Here is a 19,247-nt window from a genome sequence, read left to right as displayed (position 1 = left end):
GGCGCTCAAGCTATGGTTGATGTAGCTGAAGCAGCTAGAAAAACTCTAGACAGGCTAAGAGCCGACCTAGGTTCAGTACAAAACCAATTAGTAGCTACTATAAATAATATTACAGTTACTCAAGTAAATGTAAAATCAGCTGAATCTCAAATAAGAGATGTAGACTTTGCTAGTGAGAGTGCAAACTTCTCTAAATTTAACATACTAGCCCAAAGTGGAAGCTACGCTATGAGTCAGGCAAATGCTGTACAACAAAATATATTAAGACTACTACAGTAGCTTAAATTTAAATCTTTAATAGCTTAAATTTACTCGCAATGCTTAGTCATTGCGAGGGTTTATATACAATATATCAAGCTTTTTATATTATTAATTTCAAATATTATTTTAGGATTTTATCTAGATTTAAATAGTATAGTAATCAATCTAATTATTAGAAGTTATTTTGGATTTTAATTTATCAGTTTGGTAGGTGGACATCTATGAAATTCACCTACCTAATTAATATGCTTGTAGCGTTATTTTTTAGGCGTTACAAGCATATTTACATAACGACCCTCAAGAACTGGAGCTTTATCTCTATCTGCATATTCTTGAATCATCTCCCAAATCTTTTCAAGCATATTTACGCCAAGTTCTGGGGTAGACATCTCACGCCCCTTTAAAAATACTCTAAATTTAACATACTTGCCCTCAGATAAAAACTCTTGAGCATGTTTTATCTTATAGTTTATATCATTTTGTGCAATTTTGGCGGAAAGCTTAATCTCTTTTATCTCTATTACTTTTTGCTTTTTCTTAGCCTCTTTTTGCTTTTTCTCTTGTTGATAACGGAATTTGCCATAATCCATTATCTTACATACTGGTGGTTTAGCATCAGCTGCTATCAAAACTAGATCCAATCCCATTTTATTAGCGATATCTAACGCTTCATTTCTACTGATAACACCATACGTAGTGCCATCATCTCCTACACATCTAACCTCGCTTGCGCGAATTTCATCGTTTAGATAAACCTCTTTATCTTTGCTCAAATATTCACCTCGTTTAATTTGGTTTGGACTAAGCTATAAAAATCATCTAGACTTATATCCTTTTGTTCTCTAGCTCTACGATCACGTAGTGCTACACCTCTATTTGCCACCTCATTATCGCCAAGTACTATTATCATAGGTACTCTTTGTTTTTCTGCATTTCTAATCTTTTTATTTAGTGTCTCATTTTTGCTAAAGATTTCACTATCTATATTCATATCAAGTAATTTTGCATAGATCTCTTTAGCATACTCTTGATGAGCTTCACCAATTGGTATGATCACAACCTGAGTTGGCGCAATCCAAAATGGCAATTCACCAGCAGTATGTTCAAGTAAAATCCCAATAAATCTCTCAAAGCTTCCTAGAATTGCACGATGAAGCATAACTGGCTGTTTGCGTTCATTGTTTTCATCAATATATTCTAGATTAAATCTTGCTGGAAGGTTAAAATCTACTTGAATAGTGCCACACTGCCATTTTCTTTTAAGGGCATCTGTAATTTTAATATCTATTTTTGGCCCATAAAACGCACCGCCACCTTCATCAATACCATATTTTAATCCCTTTTCATCTAAAGCATCTTTTAAGGCTTTTGTAGCGATCTCCCATACCTCATCATCGCCAACAGCCTTAGCTGGTTTGGTAGAAATCTCCATCTCATAGCTAAATCCAAACGCATTCATAAGAGTATCAACAAAACTTAAAATCTCATAAACATTTTCTTTAATCTGGCTTGGCATACAAAATAGATGTGCATCATCTTGAGTAAATTCACGCACCCTAAATAACCCATGTAGTACTCCGCTCTTTTCGTGTCTATGCACTACGCCATACTCAAAAAATTTAAGCGGAAGATCTCTATAGCTTCTAATCTCGCTTTGATAAACTTTAATATGGCCTACGCAATTCATTGGTTTAATACCGTATTCTTGATCATCAATTACTGTAAAGTACATATTTTCTTTATAATTAGCATAGTGGCCACTTGTCTTCCAAGCATCGCTTTTTAAAATCTCTGGTCCACGCACTGGCTCATATCCACGAAGTCTATGAGTGCGATATAGTTTATGCTCTAAGCGGCTTCTAAGCCTTGATCCATTTGGTAGCCAAATAGGGAGTCCAACACCAACGCTCTCATCAAAGGTAAAGAATTTCATCTCTGTGCCAAGTTTACGATGGTCACGTTTTTTAGCCTCTTCGATAATTCTAATATGCTCATTTAGACTTTCTTTATCAGCGTAAGCTGTACCATAAATTCTAGTTAGCATCTCACGATTTTCATCACCGCCAAGATATGCCCCAGCTATTCTAGTAAGTTTAAAAAATCTAGCAAAAATGGTATTTGGAATATGTGGCCCACGACAAATATCTTCAAAACCACCTTGAGAATACAGGCTTACAGCACCATCTGGAATTCTTTTTAATACCTCTTGTTTTAGGTCATCATCGGCGTATTTTGCAGCTACTTCTGATTTAGTTGAGTTTATTTTTACAATTGGAGTTTTAGCTAAGGCTAACTCTTTCATTTTTTTCTCAATTATAGCTAAATCATCTTCGCCTAGTTTGCTACCATCGCTTTTGCTTACACGCATATCGTAGTAAAATCCATCCTCAATAGCAGGTCCAACAAAAAATTTAACATTAGGATAAAGCTCCTTAATCGCTGCAGCCATTAAGTGCGCACATGAGTGGCGTATAATCTCTAGCGCCTCTTTAGAGTTGTCAAATTTAATCTCGCTACCACCTCCGGTGTAGCTTTGAGTATCTACTATCTTTCCATCTACATTATATCCAATAATCTCGCTCATCGACTCTCTTTTTTCAAAAATAACAAAATGTTAGATTTTATCTAATTGTATTTTAACTTAAACTGAATTTTAATAAAATTTAAGCTAATACCGTTTAGCAATTTAAGCCAAAAATATATATAATTCCAAATTTAATCATAATAAAAGGTAGACAATGCTTCTTTTAAATCCTGTAGTTATTGGCGTGATTGTAATGTGTACGCTGTGTCTTTTAAGATTTAATATCTTATTAGCTATTCTTATCTCTGCATTGATAGCTGGAGTAAGCGCAAATATTGATATTATTACTACAATTAACATTTTAATCAAAGGTATGCAAGGCAATCTTGAGACTGCTCTTAGCTATATTCTTCTTGGTGCGTTAGCCGCTGCTATTGCTATGAGTAATCTAACTGCAATTTTAATTCACTATGTAAGCCAATTAATTAGCAAAAAAACATTTTGGTTTGTGCTTACAATTGCATTTGTAGCATGCTTTTCACAAAATTTAATTCCGGTGCATATTGCATTTATTCCTATTCTTATTCCGCCGCTTTTAGCACTTATGAATAAAATGCAAATTGATAGGCGAGCTGTAGCGTGTGCTTTGACTTTTGGGCTGAAGGCTCCATATGTAAGTGCTTCGGTTGGATTTGGGCTAATTTTTCATAATATCTTAGCCAAGGAGATAAGCCAAAATGGACTAGAGACTAATCTATCTGATATTAGCTCTGTTATGTGGCTTGGTGGAGTAGCGATGCTTATTGGGCTATTTTTGGCGATTATCTACTATCGCACGCCACGCAGTTATAAGCAAAGCTCTATGGAAGCTAAAGAGCTTTACGATAGTAATCTTGATATTAAAATGAGCAAGAAGGAGTGGGTTTTACTTATTGGTGTTGTGATTGCCTTTGGTGTTCAATTATGGAGCGATTCTTTGCCACTTGGTGGATTGATGGGGCTTATTTTTATGGTAGCTTTTGGTGGGATCGAATATAAAAAGATTGACAAAGTAATGGAAAATGGCCTAAGTATGATGGCATTTATTGCGTTTATTATGCTTGTTGCAGCTGGGTTTGCTTCGGTGATTAGAGAGACTGGTGGGATTGGTGAGCTGGTTGAATTTGCTACTGCAATTAGTGGCGGTAAGCTTGGCGGAACGATTATTATGCTAGCTATTGGTTTGCTTGTTACTATGGGAATTGGAACGAGCTTTGGGACGATTCCTATTATTGCGGCGTTTTATGTTCCACTTTGTATCTCGCTAGAATTTAGCCATGCTGCTACTATATTACTTATAGGTATTGCTGCGGCATTAGGAGATGCTGGGAGTCCTGCTAGTGATAGTACTCTTGGACCAACATCTGGACTAAATGCCGATGGTCAGCATAATCATATATATGATACTTGTGTGCCGACATTTGTATTTTTTAACATTCCGCTATTAATTTGCGGAGTAGTATTTGCGATGTTTTTGTAAGCTATTTAAGAAAAGTAAGTAGTATGCGACGCAACTATGCTAAGCAGAAAATAAAAGTATAGATATTTAACAGCAGCAAAATAATTTCTTGTATTAAGTGTTAGCTGTAAGAGATTATTGGCAACTGATAAATGTATAAAAATATGGTTAAAACTTAAGCAATAATAATAAAATGCTGATAAAATTTAAATTAAAAGATATAGCATAAGGTAATAAATAATTTAACTATGCTACCTTATGAAAGCTTGATTTTAATAACTACCTTGCAAGTCATACAAGAGAATTTCTTGCCCTCGACAATTTTCTCATGAATATAAGGTGGAACAAGATGGATTTTATTAGGACAACCGCAGGTATATTTATATTGTTTTGGTTCTTCTTCGATTAGCTCATTTTCTGCGTGTTCTAGGTTTGCTTGACGCCATTTTTCTATTTTGGCATCCTCTTTTAAAATATGCTCTACTAGCCACTTTTCAGCAATTAATAAAAGATTTTCTTTTAAATCATTTACATTTTTAGCAGTTTTGATTAGACCCGCCATACTAGCGATTATGTCTTTATGAATCATAGTGTGTTCGTGCAAGTGCGGGTAGCCAATTAGCTCCATATATTCCTGTTCGTCTTTGAAGTGTTCTTTCATATATTCAAAAAATTCAGCCACGATACCGCGAATCTCTTCACGAGATACATTTTTATTAGCGTAAATAAAGGATTTTTTGGCTAGATCAAATAGCTTTTGATGTTGTAAGTCTATATCTGAATTGCCAATGCTATATTTATCGTCCCAGCTAGGTACCATTTCAAAACTCTCTATGAAAAAATATAAATTTCTCTATTATATTAAATTTTATAATAATTTTAGCTGAAAATTGATTTTAAAAAAGCAAAACTTACCAATAAATTTTTATAAATTTAGTATAATATTACCAAATTTTATCTCATTATCACAAATGCTAACTTTAAATTCATCTTTAAAGTCGACAATCCTAGCAAGTGGGTGGCTGCTAAATTTATTAGCTATAAATCCATGTCTTAGAGTTAAAATCCTACTACTTAGCAACTCATCGTCAATTATTTTAGCGTCGATTATACCAAAATTTGCACTATCGACGCTATATATAAATCCATCACTATCGGCTATCTCATCACACTCTAACTTAAAATTTGCATAAGTAAACTCATCTAAAGACCCAAAGCCATACTTAAGGTTCGTCAAATTTGCATAATCTAAAATTTTAGCTAAATCACCAATATAGTATTTGCCAGCTTTAAATTTAGCATTTATCATACAGGGATTACTCTAATATTTGGACTTAGACTCTCTTGCAAGATATTTTCAATTGCATATAGTGTTCCAGTAGCACCACTAGCACACCCACTACAAGCACCTAGGTATCTAATATATATATCGATTCTGCTTTCTTCAGATTTGATATCTAATATTTCCATATTTCCACCATCCATCTCTAGCATTGGTCTTACATGCTCATCGATAATAGCCTCTACTGCTTTTAGTTGTTTTACTACTGTTAGCTCCTCAAAGCTTAGATCGCTATCTACGCCACTTCCGCTTATTTTAGCATCAGCTATAGCTTTCATTCTTTCAGCTTCCATTTCAGATCTTACTTCAGCTAAAATATCTACTAGGTAGTACTCTCTTTTTTCATGTCCGCCAGGCTTAATGCAAGATTTACAAAATGCTCCAGCTTTTGTGTATTGAGTAATTTCTTCTACTGTTGTAAGATCATTTAATCTTATCACCTCTTTTACTGTACCAAGGCTAACTCTAGCACACTCACATACTATAATCTCATCTTCAAAGTGATCTGGATCAACGCCTTTATAGCTAGCAGCCGCAGCTTTGATAACATCATATGCCATTACTGAGCAGTGCATCTTTTGTGGTGGAACTGCTGGAATATCTGGATCATCACGCATAGCTTTTTCTACATCTATATTTGTGATTTTAACTGCTTGATCTACGGTTTTGCCTTTGCATAGTTCTGCCATATAATCGCTACTTGCAATTGCTGTACCACAACCAAAGCTTTTAAATTTAGCATCTTTAATAATATCAGTAGCTTCATCAACAGCCCAATATAGTCTAACTGCATCACCACAGCTCTCAGCACCATGATCTGCAATTATTAGCTTACAGCCTAGAGCTTTAGCATCTTCTTCTGTAATTTCACCCATATTTTTTGGTGCGTTCATTGCATTTTGAACTTTTTGAGAGTACTCTTCCCATATATTTCCGCTTATTAAATTACCTTTTGCCATATTATTATTTCCTTTATAGTCCTGATTTATGCCATTTTGGGGCGTATGCGTAGCTACTTGATATGCTTCTTAGTCTATGTACGGCATGTTTAATTTTTTCTATTGTATAGTCTATCTCTTCTTCAGTATTAAAGCGAGAGAGCGATAGTCTAAGCGCTGTATGTGCTAGTTCGCTATCAGCACCGATGGCTTCCATTATAGGATTACTTTCTAAATCCTCACTTGCACAGGCTGAGCCAGTACTTGCTGCTATACCAGCTTGGTTTAGATCCCATAGCATTGCTTCACCCTCTACGCCTTTAATGCTTGCTAGGATTGTATTTGGCACACGATTGGCTCTATCACCTACTACTGTAACATCTGGTAGTGATAATAGTGCATCTTCTAGCTTATTTCTTAATCTTCCTACATGGCTTTGTTCAAAGGCTAGGAATTTATTTGCATTTTCTAATGCTTGACCCATTGCTACTATACCAGCAACATTTAATGTGCCACTTCTGCGTCCGCCCATATGTTCGCCACCATGAAGAAGGCTAGTAAGAGGCATTGAGTTTTTGATATATAGAGCGCCTACTCCTTTTGGTGCATGGAATTTATGTCCTGAAAAGCTTAAAAAATCAACATTTGCATCTTGTACATCTACGGGAATTTTACCTATTGCTTGAACTGCATCGGTGTGAAAAAGTGCGCCAAATTCATGTGCTACGCTAGATAGTTCTTTAATCGGAAAGATCATACCAGTTTCGTTGTTTGCCCACATTACACTTACAAGTGCAACATCATCACTCATCACATTGCGTAGATCGTCTGCAGTGATAACCCCTTGATTATTTACATCTACTTTAGTAATCTCTACACCAAGAGATTCTAAAAATGCACAGGTAGCACCGATAGCTGGATGTTCTACTGTAGTTGTAACTATACGCTTTTTATCACCTTTTAATATTTTATCAAAATATATACCTTTTAATACCCAGTTATTGCTCTCAGTGGCACATCCAGTTATTACTATATCATCATTATCAGCTGCATTTATACCAGTATAGAGCTGATCTAGTGCTTTGCGAAGTGCTGGATGTGTTTGGCTTCCGTAGCTGTGAAGTGAATTTGGATTGCCAAATTTCTCACCAAGGAATGGAAGCATCAACTCTAAAGCCTCAGGGTCAATCATTGTTGTTGCGTTGTTGTCTAAATAAACTTTCAAAACTATCCTTCCTCTTCCTAAAATAATTAGGATAAACTTTATCTTTTTAATGTGAAATAATATACTATTTTACATAAATTTTGCATAAAAATTAAGTAAATATTCTATAAATTTGAATTTAGATATAAATTTTTAAGTATTTTAGTATATTTTTGAAGTTTTTAAATTGGATTTTTAATTTAAATTTGGAGATTTTCGTCATTACAAATGCAATGACGAAATAGTATTTTAAAGTAAGTATATTGGTTAAACTGAAATGATAAATTTAGCCTACTTTGCATCCCAGGCTAAGACTGTATTGCCAAAAGCATCGGTTGCTACATCACCCATACCCATGATATTATATCCAGCATCGACATAATGGACTTCGCCAGTTACACCACTTGCAAGGTCGCTTAAAAGATACATTCCGCTTTTACCTACATCTTCTATGCTGACATTTCTTTTTAATGGAGCGTTACACTCATTCCAGTGTAAAATCATCTTAAAATCGCCAATTCCACTTGCTGCTAAGGTTTTAATCGGCCCTGCTGAGATAGCATTTACTCTAATATTTTTAGCTCCAAGGTCATGAGCAAGATATCTTACGCTACTTTCAAGAGCTGCTTTAGCTACGCCCATTACATTATAATGTGGGACAAATTTAGCCCCGCCAAGGTAGCTAAGAGTCAAGATAGAACCACCACTTTTTAGCACCGGAAGCACTGCACGAGTAAGAGAGATAAGAGAGTAGACGCTAGTACCCATAGCAATATCAAATGCCTCTTTTGTAGTGTTGATAAACTCACCTTCAAGAGCTTCTTTAGGAGCAAAAGCTACAGCATGAACTACAAAGTCAATCTCGCCAAAATCTTTAGCAATTTTATCTGCTAGAGTATCAAGATGTTCTTGATTATTTACATCTAGTTCATAAATTAGCGAACTATCAAGTTCAGCTGCGATTGGTTCTACTCTTTTTTTAATTGCATCATTTAAAAATGTAAAAGCAAGCTGGGCACCTTGAGCTTTACAAGCTTGAGCAATTCCATAGGCTATGCTCATTTTATTTGCTACACCGACTATTAAACCTTTTTTACCTTCTAGTATCATTATTAACCCTTTTTGATAATTTCTAAAAATTTATCAGCATCCCAACTAGCAGTACCGACAAGAACTCCATCGCATGATTTTATCGCTTTTATCTCATCTATATTTGTTATATTTACGCTACCGCCATATAGAAGTGGAGCTGAGCATTTGCTAGATATAAAATCCAAAATTTCAGTTATAAATTCAACTTTAGCACTATTTCCAGTGCCAATCGCCCAGATTGGCTCATAGGCGATTACTAGATTTTCATAGTTTAAATCAATATTTGCTAATTGATCGCTTAGAAATTCTTTGGTGCTTCCATTCATATGAGTTATATCATCTTCGCCAATACAGTAGATAATATCCCAGCCCTTGCTTACAGCATAATCAAATTTGGCTTTTAAAAATGGCTCATCTTCACCTAGAGCGCGTCTTTCGCTATGGCCGATCATTACAGTAGTAATTTCAAATTCTTCTAGCATTTGACTACCAATCTCACCAGTATATGAGCCATTTTGTGCTGGATAGAAGTTTTGCGCCCCTTGAGTGAAGTTAAATTTATCTTCACTCAAAGCAGTAAATGGAGGAAATACAATCACGCTATTGCTATTTTGACTAAGTCCATTACTAAGCTTTTTAGCATAATCTGCATAGCTTTTTTTGGTGTGATTGCATTTTAAATTCGCAGCGTAAATCATATATCATCTTCTCTTAAAAGCACTCTAACTCCAGGCAGCTCCTTGCCCTCTATAAGCTCCAAGCTAGCACCACCACCAGTAGAGATAAAGGTCATCTCATCAGTATCCCCAGCTCTCTCAACTACATCAGCAGTATCGCCACCACCAACCACAGTAGTAGCAAAGCTCTCGCCAATAGCGTGGCTCATTTTTATGCTACCTTTGCTGAATTTATCCATCTCAAAAACCCCCATAGGGCCATTCCACCAGATGGTTTGAGCATCGGCAATCGCCTCTTTAAATAGCTTCACACTAGCTGGGCCGATATCTAGCCCCATCCAACCATTTGGGATCTCTTGAACAGGAACATACTTGATCGCACTATCATTGCTAAAACTTTGAGCTGCTACGACATCAACAGGCAGATAAATTTTCACGCCTAGCTCACGGCCTTTTTTAAGAATGTTTGATGCTTCTTCTACTAACTCCTCTTCTAAAAGGGAATTTCCGATATTTTCACCAAGAGCTTTTAAAAATGTAAATGCCATACCGCCACCGATGATTAATTTATCAATGCGTGGCAAGAGATTGGTTAGGGCTTGAAGTTTGCCACTTACTTTTGATCCGCCTGTCACTGCGACGAATGGGCGACTAGGGTGGCGGATTAGATTTTGGCCAAATTCAATCTCTTTAATTAGCAAAAATCCAGCAGCCTTATGCTCACTATCGTAGCATTGAGTTATAGCATGGACGCTAGAGTGGGCTCTATGACATACGCCAAAAGCATCATTTACATAGTAATCAGCAAATTCACTAAGGGATTTAGCCAAGTTTATATCATCTTTTGTCTCGCCCTTTTCAAAGCGTAAATTTTCTAATAACAAAATCTCGCCAGATTGTAGTTTTTGAACCTTTTCTTTAGCATCGTGGCCGACTACATCGTGAGCAAATTTAATCTCTCTATCCATTAATCTACCAAGTCTTTTAGCTACTGGTAGAAGTGAGTATTTGTCTTCGTAGCCATTTTTTGGGCGACCTAAGTGGCTAGCTAAGATAACAGAGCAACCCTGATCTAAAATATATCTGATAGTTGGGATAACTGAGCGGATTCTTCTATCATCTGTGATGTTGTTAAATTCATCCATAGGTGTGTTAAAATCGCACCTTACAAGAACCTTGCTACCACTTTTAAATTCAATATCTTTTATAGAAATAATCTCACTCATATCACTTCTCGCTTATAAATTTAGCCATTTCAACTAAGCGATTGCTATAGCCCCACTCATTATCATACCACGCCATTACCTTAATCATATCACCGCAAATTACTTGAGTTAGATCAGCTGCTACTATGCTTGAGTAGTTTGAGGTGATAAAATCGCTACTCACTCTCTCATCAAAATCCACAGCCATAATGCCCTTTAAGCTACCTTTGCTAGCCTCTACAAATGCGCTATTTAATTCATCTTTTGTTACGCTTTTTTCAAGTACAGCAGTCAAATCTACAATTGATACATTTGGGACTGGAACTCTAATGCTTTGTCCGTGTAGTTTGCCATCTAGGCTAGGCATTACTAATTTCATAGCTTTGGCAGCACCTGTGCTAGTAGGGATCATATTAGCAGCAGCTGCTCTAGAACGCCTAAAATCACGGCATTTGACATCTACTAGGCTTTGGCCATTTGTGTAGGCGTGAATAGTAGTCATTAAACCCTTTTTTATACCATAAAGATCTTCTAATACTCTAGTTACAGGGCCTAAGCAGTTGGTAGTACAGCTTGCGTTGGAGATGATTGTTTGCCCTTCGTATTTATCAGTATTTACACCTAAAACAAATGTTGGAGTATCATCCTTAGCTGGTGCGCTCATTATAACCTTTTTAGCACCTTTGGCGATGTAGGTTTGGCATTGCTCTTTTGTAAGGAATTTGCCGGTACATTCTAATACTACATCGATTCCCCTTAGGTCTAAATCATTTATATCTCTTGTGCTATATACTCTGATTTTTTTGCCATTAACGGCGATATAATCATCATTTAAAACCTCTACATCTTGATTAAATTCGCCATGAACTGTATCGTATTTTAGTAGGTATCTAGTCATTTTGCGTTCAGCAGTATCATTTATAATGCTTAATTCATACTCTGCTGGGTTATTGAGTATAATCCTAGCAGCACATCTGCCGATTCTTCCAAAACCATTAATTGCTATTTTAAGTGCCATTTTCATCCTTTTTGGGTATAATTTGGCTATTTTACTAAAAAAAAGGTTAAAAAAAATTGAATATAGCTATTTTTGGTGGAAGTTTTGACCCGCCACATTTGGGTCATGATATGATCGTAAAAGAGGTTTTAAAGAGCTTAAATATTAATAAACTTATTATTATTCCAACATTTTTAAGCCCTTTTAAGAGCGAATTTGGTGCGCCACCAAATTTAAGATTGCAGTGGTGTAGGAGTTTGTGGGAAAATTTAAGCTCAAAAATTATAGTAAGTGATTATGAAACTAGCCAAAATAGAGCAGTAGCAAGTATTGATAGTGTGAGCTATTTTAAAAATAAATTTAATGCTAGTAGAATTTATTTAATTATCGGTGCTGATCAGCTGAATAGCTTGCATAAATGGCATAGATATGATGAGTTAAAAGCATTGGTAAGCTTTGTTGTAGCGTGTAGAGATGGTATTAAAATAGATGAAAATTTGCAAAAACTTGATATAAATGTTAAAATCTCATCTTCAAAAATTAAATCTGAGCTAAATTTTAAGCAGGTTCCATCTGTTATTTTGAGTAGTGTTCAGAGTTTTTATAAGGATAAAAATGCAAAATAGAATAGATAAAATTGTTAAAATTTTAGATGAAAAAAAGGCTGAAAATATCGAAGTTATAGATATGCAAGGTAGGGATTATTTAAGTAAATTTGTAATTGTAGCTACTACTTTGGCTGCTCGTCATGGCTTTGCTTTGCTTGATGATTTAAAAACAGAGTTAAAACCAGTTGGTGAGAATTTTTTAGGTGTAGAAAGTAGCGATGATTGGACTGTGATAGATCTTGGCGATATAATGATACATTTAATGAGTGAAACTTATAGAGCTAAGTATAATATAGAAGAGTTCTTAAAAGAGTTAAGCGTTAAAGGAAATTAGGTTTTAACCAAGTATATTTGGGATATTATTAAAGAGATTATTTTATTAAAATCTAATCGCTTTAATTATTGTAGCTACTAGCAGATCAAAAGCTAGTAGCAATTTTGAGTCTTAATAAATTTAATATCGCACATAGATAAGCTAGTTAGTATTATAGATATTTAGTTATCAATTTTTTCTTAATTTTCTAAACTTATTTTATATTTTAAACCATTGTAAGCCAAATTTCATTAAAATCAAAATCATTTATATAGTTGGAGTTGTTTATGTATGAATTGTCTATAAATGTAGATATGGGTGCTGCAAATAATGGCGTGTTTATCGCTATTACAAATGAAAATTCTATAATTTATAAAAATGCGTTTAATATATATTTTGATAAAAATTTAACATTTTCTAAAAGCGATAGAACAGCACGTCGCCATGCTAGGCGTAGCTATGATAGAGATAGATTTATTTTAAGATTACTTAATGAGATTTTGCCTATAAATAGCTTGAGTCAAAGTCAAATAGAGACAATTTATGGGCTTTTTAAAAATCGTGGCTTTAACTATCATAATATCGAATTTAATGAAAGCCTAGATGATGATATAGTTAATTTTTTAAATAGTTTAGATGGATATATATTTGGACTTAGTAAAAATAAAGATGAGTTTGAGCAAGTTCTAAATGAGATAGTTGTAGATCACTCAAATGATGAAATTAAAGAGATACTAGAAACTCAAAGTCAAATTCTAAGCAATATAGATAAAAAGAATAAAGAAGCTATAAAAGCTAGTAAAAATATACAAAGTCTAATTCAAAGTATATGCAATGAAATTGATAAAAATAATAAGCATAGAATTAGCTACTTAAAAGATATAAAAGAGTTAATTTATAAAGATTGTGAATTTATAATCCAAAAATCTGATAAATTTGATAATTTAGATGAATTTTATAATTTTGTTGGAAATATTTCAAATTTTCAAACTCGAATTTTAAGAAGGTATTTTAATAATAAATATCTAGATAATATAAATTTTGATGATGCAAAGCTAAAGAAAAATATAATAAGAAATATCAATTATATGGAGTATATAACTGATATACAAAATAACAATAAACTAAATATGCTAAATTCTTTAAAGACAAAATCGGCTTTAGAGTATTTAAAAAGTATCGATCCAGTAATTACTATCCCGCCATACGAAAATCGTAAAAATAAAAATCCACAAAAATGCAATACTTTGATGTTAAATATTGATAAAATTACTCCTAGTCTAGCAAATTTAACTTATAAAATTTTAAATAGCGATGATTTTACGCATATAAGAAGAGATGAAAATGGCCAGTTAATCAGCCTTAATGATATAAATGAAAATAATATCGCTAAATATTTACAAAGAGTATTAGATATCTCAAAAGAGAGTCTAATAGATGTAGCCTTATATCCAAGAGCTCTTGATAATAATAGCAAAATATTTGCTGATACTTTTAGGTTAAATAGTGATGAAATTAGGGAATTTAAGGAGTTTGCTGGGAGATACTATAACGAAGTAGATAACGCAAAAAAAGGAATAATAACTAATGATTTATTAATTCCATGTGGCAAAAATACGCCACATAAAAATAGAAATAAAAATGAACTTATTTCAGCTCTTTTTGGAAAAAATATCACTAAAGATGACGTAATTAACCTAGAAGAGTTTATGCTAAAAAATAAGATAAAAGGCAATAGGAGCTATAAAGGGTTTTTTAGAGATTTAAATGAATTAAAAAAGAGTTACCAAAATAGCTTCTATCATAATCTAAATAATGATGAAATTAACGATAAAGATATTCAAACAATCCTAGAGTTATATCCAAAAGTAGCTCAAAATATCAATAACCACAATAGCGTATTTGAGTTTAAGCATCCATTTGATAAAAATAATTTAAATACAAATATCAACTATCTTGGCCAGTTAGGAGATATAATCTATGATGAAAAAAATCGTGGATTTTTAAAAACTTGCAAATGCCATACTTTAGAAAATTTAATTCGTTCTGGCTCACAAAATGCCATTTGTACTAGATTGCCATCTAATTCGGCTAGGCTTATCAATGGCAAAATAGAGATGTATCTAAATCGTTTAGCATATGAAATTAGCACCGCTATTAAGCCAGAAATTTTAAAAGATATTTCATATATAACTATAAATGTAGAGATGAATAAATTTAGTTTTGAAAATAGTGCTAGCGACTTAAATTTAATAAGCAAACGCCAAAAATCAAAAGATATGATCTGTCCATACTCAGGCCAAAAGATAGATGAGATTAACTGCGAATATGATCATATCTTGCCTCGTTCTAAAGGCTTATATAATTCTAGGGCAAATTTAATCCCAGCTAGCTCTACTGCTAATTTACAAAAAGGCAATCAAAGCTATACTTTAGAAAATTTACACCAAAATTATTTAAATTCAATTTATAAAATTATAAAAGTACAAAATCTTGATGAATTTAAGAATTTTATAGATACACAGATGGCAAAGATAAATATTAATAAATTTACAAATTTTGATAATCTTAATAGCATAGAACAGATCGCACTTAGACATGCTCTATTTTATAAAAATTCAGATAGTTTTACTAAAGCGCTTGAAATTTTAAAACTAGATAGAATCAAAACTCACTCTAATGGCACTCAAAAGCGTTTTGTAAATCTTTTAATACAAAAGGTAAAAGATAAGCTAAATAAATCAAATCAAGATATTGAATTTAGTGTTAATTTCATCAATGCAGAACTCGTAAGCGCAATTAGAAGCGAACTAAGCATAGAAGATAAAGAGCTACAAAAAGCTAAAATTCAAGATAGTCATAGTCACTGCATTGATGCTAGTATAGTATTTTATTATGCTAATAGTAAATTAATAAAAAACTCAAAAGGTCAGCGTGAGTTTAAGTATAACTATAATCATATTAAGCCAGAGTATAGCAATAAAATGACTATGCAAAGCAAAAAATATCTAGAGTTAAACTCTAATAAAATATCTCGTAAAAAGCTATTTGATGATGGTGTATATTCTTTAGTTTATGAAAATGCTAATATATTAAAAGATAAAGAAGCTAATATCTTGCTTGATCTTGGGCTTTTGCATACTAAAGAAAATGGCAAAAAGGTTGCTATAACTAGCGATTTTAAATCAGATAAATTTTATATAAGCACACATAAAGTTTTTGATCTATTATTTAAAGCCTTCAATGAAGGCGATATTAAATTATTAAATAAACTTAAATTTCTAGACAATCATCTATGTTCTTATATACGAAAAGATATATTTGCTATTATAAAAGATGAAGATAAAAGTAGTATGTTTTTTGATAATAAAAATAAATTAAAAGTACCAGATGCAAAAATAAAAACAAAAAATATCGATAAATTCTATCATATCTTAAAAGCAAATGAAAGCAAGATTATAGAGATAAAAGATGGCAAAAATATATTACAACACCAAGAGATAAAAGAGCTGTTTAAAGAGTGTTTTTATATCAAACAAGCCAAAAGAAGTAGAAATAAATCTCGTATAATCTACTCTTTGCCTATAAAAGCAATTAAAAGTCCTAACTATATCATAAGGCAAAATGGCGGATATGCTGGACTTGTGAATTCCGATATAGCCACTAAAACATATATAGATTTAGATAGTAAAAATATAATCAAAATTCCATTTTTTAGTACAAATATATTACCTCGTAAAATAGCAGATATAATAAATATAATTGAATTAAAATCTAAAAATATAAAGCAAATTTACAAACTTCTAGTAACCAAAAATCTCCCATCAGCTATTATAAAACTTGAGTATATAATCTCTCAAGCCAATAGACACGATATAGAGGTTGAATTTGATAAAAGCCAAATTGGAGATTATAATTTACTTGACCAAACTAGCCGTGATGAGTTTATAGATAAATATTTAAATGGTGAATTTAAAGAGCTATTAGGAAAACCAAGAGATAATAAAATAACCATAATCAAAGATACAAAAGATAGCCTAATAATCACATATTGCACTCAAACATCAGCTATACATAAAAAAATAATGCTAGATAATTTAATCGATGAAACATCTAGTTATTAATAGTTTTGGGCTATTTTTAGGATTAAAGTCTCAAAGGATAGTAATATATCAAAATAAAGAGATAATAAAAGAGATAGCCCTTAAATCATTAAAAACCATATCTATAAATTCAAACGGTATAACCATTTCTAGCGATTTAATCTTTGCTTGTAGTGTGCGTGGAATAAAGATTTTCTATCAAAACTTTAACACATTTAGTGCTACGCATACACTTTATGAACATAAAGGAGTAAATGTATTAAAACAGCAATTTTCATCTAAAGATAATACCAAGGGATTGATACTAGCAAAAGAGTTAATAATCGGAAAGATTAAAAATCAACGTTCTACAATTTTATACTTTTCTAGAAATAAAAATAACGAGCAAAAAAACACTGCATTAATTGCTATGCAAAAAGCAATTGATACACTAAAAAGCTCAAAAATAATAGACACAAATGATATATTTAGTATTGAGGCTAATGCTGCTCATAGATATTTTGAATTTCTCAAATTTAACTCTCTTTTGCCATCTAGTTTTGAACACCGCACCAAAAGAGCAAGCAGTGAAATATCAAATCAAGCTTTAAATTATGGCTATGCAATACTATTAAATATAATCTATAAAAGTATTATAAATGCCGGATTAAATCCATATTTTGGAGTTTTACATACTATGCGAAGCGCCAAGCCATCTTTAGCCTTAGATATTATGGAGGAGTACAGAAGCTTTATAGTAGATAGAAATATTATTAAAATTCGCTCATCTCTCAAAGGCGAATTAAATGCAGAATTAAAAAAAGTAATAGCTTCAAATATATTAAATTCATTAAATAAAAAACTTATCTATAATCACAAAAAGCTTACTTTAGAAAGTATTATCCAACGCCAAGTATATAAAATTTCAGCATTTTTTTGTGGTGATAGCAGGTATAAATCATACATATTTAGGTGGTAAATGAGATATCTAATCTGCTACGATATAGAAAATAGTAAAAACAGGACAAAGCTATTTGAAAGATTAAAAGATTTTGGGCTTTTAGCTGTGCAAAAATCAGTATTTTATGGGGAGTTAAGTCGAGCTGATAAGCTAGCCATTAAAGAACTCTTATCTAAATATTGTGCTAAAAGCGATAAGGCGATTATCGCATCTGTAAATTTAGATTTTAATGATACTTTAGGCTATACCAAAGAGTGTTTTGAGAGTAAAATATATGAGATTATTTAGATGATTTTAGTTAGCCATATTAGACAATTTGTATTTTGTCCTAGGATTTTATATTTTTATACATTTTGCGATATTAAGCCAGTATATCCAGAGTATGTAAGCTCAGGCTCACAATATCACAATAAACAAAATGAACTATTTAAAAATAGAAAATTTATCAAATTTAAGCTGCCAATTATAAAAGCATATAGCAATCTATATTTGCAAGATTCATCTATGCAAGGAGTAGCAGATTTGGTGCTAGAGTGCCAAAATGAGATAATTGTAGCTGAGTTTAAAAATCAAAACAAGCCAATACTAAATAAAGGCACTAAAATGCAGCTTATAGCCTACTCAAAGCTAGCTAGTAAGCATTTTAATAAACCATTTTTTAAGATAATGCTAATTTGTAGTAATAATCTTAAATTTAAGATATTTGATATAAACAGTGATGATTTAGCCCAATTTGATAGCACGATAGATAAGATTAATAAAATGTTAAATCAAGAGCTATTTCCGCAAAGCTGTGCTAGTATAGCTGCTTGTATGCAGTGTGAATTTAAAAACTACTGTGATGATAGAGAATGATACCGGGGGTGCCATATGGCAGTTGCCCCGATCTGTTAACACCTTTAGGTGATTTCAAACGCTAAAGAGTTAATCTATAGTATAATTTGCGTTTGTATTATAGCTAAATTTTTCCACAAATTCGCTATTTTTAGCATTTTTTTTCAAAGTGGAAGAATTAAGACCTTTAAACTATAGCCAAACGCCCATAAAATAGGCTAAATTTAGCTCAGTTGCAAATTATACCACAAATCAACTCGGTTTGAAACCTTTTTCCCTTGCTCGGCTTTTGGCTATGTAGCCGAGTTGCAAATTATACCACAAATCAACTCGGTTTGAAACCTAAACTTTGATTATAGAGATATTAAAAATATTATTAGTTGCAAATTATACCACAAATCAACTCGGTTTGAAACTTGTTCGTAAATGGCGATTATAAATCACAAAGCACAAGTTGCAAATTATACCACAAATCAACTCGGTTTGAAACCTTCGTCCAGTTTCAACCACGGCTAAATGATTAACTGTTGCAAATTATACCACAAATCAACTCGGTTTGAAACTTATATAAATAGAATAAATGAAAATCTAGCGGTTGGTTGCAAATTATACCACAAATCAACTCGGTTTGAAACCTAACCGCATAATAAAAGCCTTGCTCTTGAACTTGGTTGCAAATTATACCACAAATCAACTCAGCTTAAATAGGTG

At 32.7% G+C, this 19,247-nt stretch carries 18 protein-coding genes and 1 CRISPR repeat array; of the genes, 8 read left to right on the top strand and 10 right to left on the bottom strand.

Annotated elements, in window-relative coordinates; translation table 11 throughout:
* The coding region (locus tag CIGNP91_RS07090; protein WP_272889789.1) for a flagellin at positions 1-279 on the top strand (279 nt) is incomplete at its 5' end.
* A 239-nt stretch (positions 280-518) separates the two neighbouring features.
* Here CIGNP91_RS07090 and infC read toward each other — a convergent pair.
* Both infC and thrS read right to left on the bottom strand, forming a co-directional pair.
* Complete coding sequence (gene infC, locus CIGNP91_RS07085; protein WP_086253760.1) at positions 519-1,034, bottom strand: translation initiation factor IF-3; 516 nt, start codon at positions 1,032-1,034, stop codon at positions 519-521.
* A complete protein-coding gene (gene thrS, locus CIGNP91_RS07080; RefSeq protein ID WP_086253759.1) occupies positions 1,031-2,845 on the bottom strand; it encodes a threonine--tRNA ligase in 1,815 nt (604 codons plus the stop codon). Before thrS ends, infC begins: the two co-directional genes overlap by 4 nt.
* A 154-nt stretch (positions 2,846-2,999) precedes the next feature.
* Here thrS and CIGNP91_RS07075 point away from each other — a divergent pair, with 154 nt between their 5' ends.
* A complete protein-coding gene (locus CIGNP91_RS07075; protein ID WP_086225690.1) occupies positions 3,000-4,304 on the top strand; it encodes a Na+/H+ antiporter family protein in 1,305 nt (434 codons plus the stop codon).
* A 235-nt stretch (positions 4,305-4,539) separates the two neighbouring features.
* Here the strand turns inward: CIGNP91_RS07075 and CIGNP91_RS07070 are convergent, their stop codons facing one another.
* The 8 genes from CIGNP91_RS07070 to gap form a co-directional block, all read right to left on the bottom strand.
* On the bottom strand, positions 4,540-5,103 hold the full coding sequence (locus CIGNP91_RS07070; RefSeq protein WP_086253758.1) for a hemerythrin family protein: 564 nt from the start codon (positions 5,101-5,103) through the stop codon (positions 4,540-4,542).
* A gap of 105 nt (positions 5,104-5,208) precedes the next feature.
* On the bottom strand, positions 5,209-5,592 hold the full coding sequence (locus tag CIGNP91_RS07065) for a hypothetical protein (RefSeq protein ID WP_086230018.1): 384 nt from the start codon (positions 5,590-5,592) through the stop codon (positions 5,209-5,211).
* Entirely contained in the window at positions 5,589-6,584 is a 996-nt protein-coding gene (locus CIGNP91_RS07060; protein WP_086225686.1) for an iron-sulfur cluster assembly scaffold protein, read from the bottom strand. Before CIGNP91_RS07060 ends, CIGNP91_RS07065 begins: the two co-directional genes overlap by 4 nt.
* Positions 6,585-6,597: 13 nt before the next feature.
* Positions 6,598-7,788, bottom strand: a complete 1,191-nt coding sequence (locus CIGNP91_RS07055) for a NifS family cysteine desulfurase (RefSeq protein ID WP_086225685.1) — start codon at positions 7,786-7,788, stop codon at positions 6,598-6,600.
* Between the two features lie 270 nt (positions 7,789-8,058).
* Positions 8,059-8,877 carry an enoyl-ACP reductase FabI gene (gene fabI, locus CIGNP91_RS07050; protein ID WP_086238900.1) on the bottom strand — a complete coding sequence of 273 codons (819 nt, stop codon included), beginning with the start codon at positions 8,875-8,877 and terminating at the stop codon, positions 8,059-8,061.
* 2 nt (positions 8,878-8,879) lie between these two features.
* Positions 8,880-9,557 (bottom strand): triose-phosphate isomerase, encoded by a 678-nt coding sequence (locus CIGNP91_RS07045; protein ID WP_086225683.1) that lies wholly within the window; start codon positions 9,555-9,557, stop codon positions 8,880-8,882.
* Positions 9,554-10,762: a phosphoglycerate kinase gene (locus tag CIGNP91_RS07040; RefSeq protein ID WP_086232976.1), complete on the bottom strand. Its 1,209-nt coding sequence runs from the start codon at positions 10,760-10,762 to the stop codon at positions 9,554-9,556. The genes CIGNP91_RS07045 and CIGNP91_RS07040 overlap by 4 nt, the downstream gene beginning before the upstream one ends.
* Before the next feature lies 1 nt (position 10,763).
* On the bottom strand, positions 10,764-11,759 hold the full coding sequence (gene gap, locus CIGNP91_RS07035) for a type I glyceraldehyde-3-phosphate dehydrogenase (RefSeq protein WP_086253757.1): 996 nt from the start codon (positions 11,757-11,759) through the stop codon (positions 10,764-10,766).
* 56 nt (positions 11,760-11,815) lie between these two features.
* Here gap and nadD point away from each other — a divergent pair, with 56 nt between their 5' ends.
* From nadD to cas4, 6 genes are all read left to right on the top strand, one after another.
* Positions 11,816-12,364 carry a nicotinate (nicotinamide) nucleotide adenylyltransferase gene (gene nadD / locus CIGNP91_RS07030; RefSeq protein WP_086253756.1) on the top strand — a complete coding sequence of 183 codons (549 nt, stop codon included), beginning with the start codon at positions 11,816-11,818 and terminating at the stop codon, positions 12,362-12,364.
* The gene (gene rsfS / locus CIGNP91_RS07025) at positions 12,354-12,680 is read left to right on the top strand and encodes a ribosome silencing factor (protein WP_086253755.1); all 327 of its coding nucleotides are present in this window, start codon (positions 12,354-12,356) and stop codon (positions 12,678-12,680) included. Before nadD ends, rsfS begins: the two co-directional genes overlap by 11 nt.
* A 266-nt stretch (positions 12,681-12,946) precedes the next feature.
* Positions 12,947-16,783, top strand: coding sequence for an HNH endonuclease domain-containing protein (locus CIGNP91_RS07020; RefSeq protein WP_086253754.1), 3,837 nt, complete (start codon positions 12,947-12,949; stop codon positions 16,781-16,783).
* Positions 16,764-17,720: a CRISPR-associated endonuclease Cas1 gene (gene cas1, locus CIGNP91_RS07015; protein WP_086253753.1), complete on the top strand. Its 957-nt coding sequence runs from the start codon at positions 16,764-16,766 to the stop codon at positions 17,718-17,720. Before CIGNP91_RS07020 ends, cas1 begins: the two co-directional genes overlap by 20 nt.
* Positions 17,721-17,990, top strand: a complete 270-nt coding sequence (gene cas2, locus CIGNP91_RS07010) for a CRISPR-associated endonuclease Cas2 (RefSeq protein ID WP_086225671.1) — start codon at positions 17,721-17,723, stop codon at positions 17,988-17,990.
* Entirely contained in the window at positions 17,991-18,557 is a 567-nt protein-coding gene (gene cas4 / locus CIGNP91_RS07005; RefSeq protein WP_086230008.1) for a CRISPR-associated protein Cas4, read from the top strand. It abuts the gene before it with no gap.
* 211 nt (positions 18,558-18,768) lie between these two features.
* A CRISPR array of direct repeats spans positions 18,769-19,243; the repeat unit is 37 nt; unit sequence GTTGCAAATTATACCACAAATCAACTCGGTTTGAAAC.
* Positions 19,244-19,247: the final 4 nt, after the last annotated feature.

Origin of the sequence: Campylobacter sp. P091 (assembly GCF_002138935.1) — a bacterium.
Lineage (GTDB): Bacteria > Campylobacterota > Campylobacteria > Campylobacterales > Campylobacteraceae > Campylobacter > Campylobacter devanensis.
This window is presented reverse-complemented; position numbering and strand designations above follow the sequence as displayed.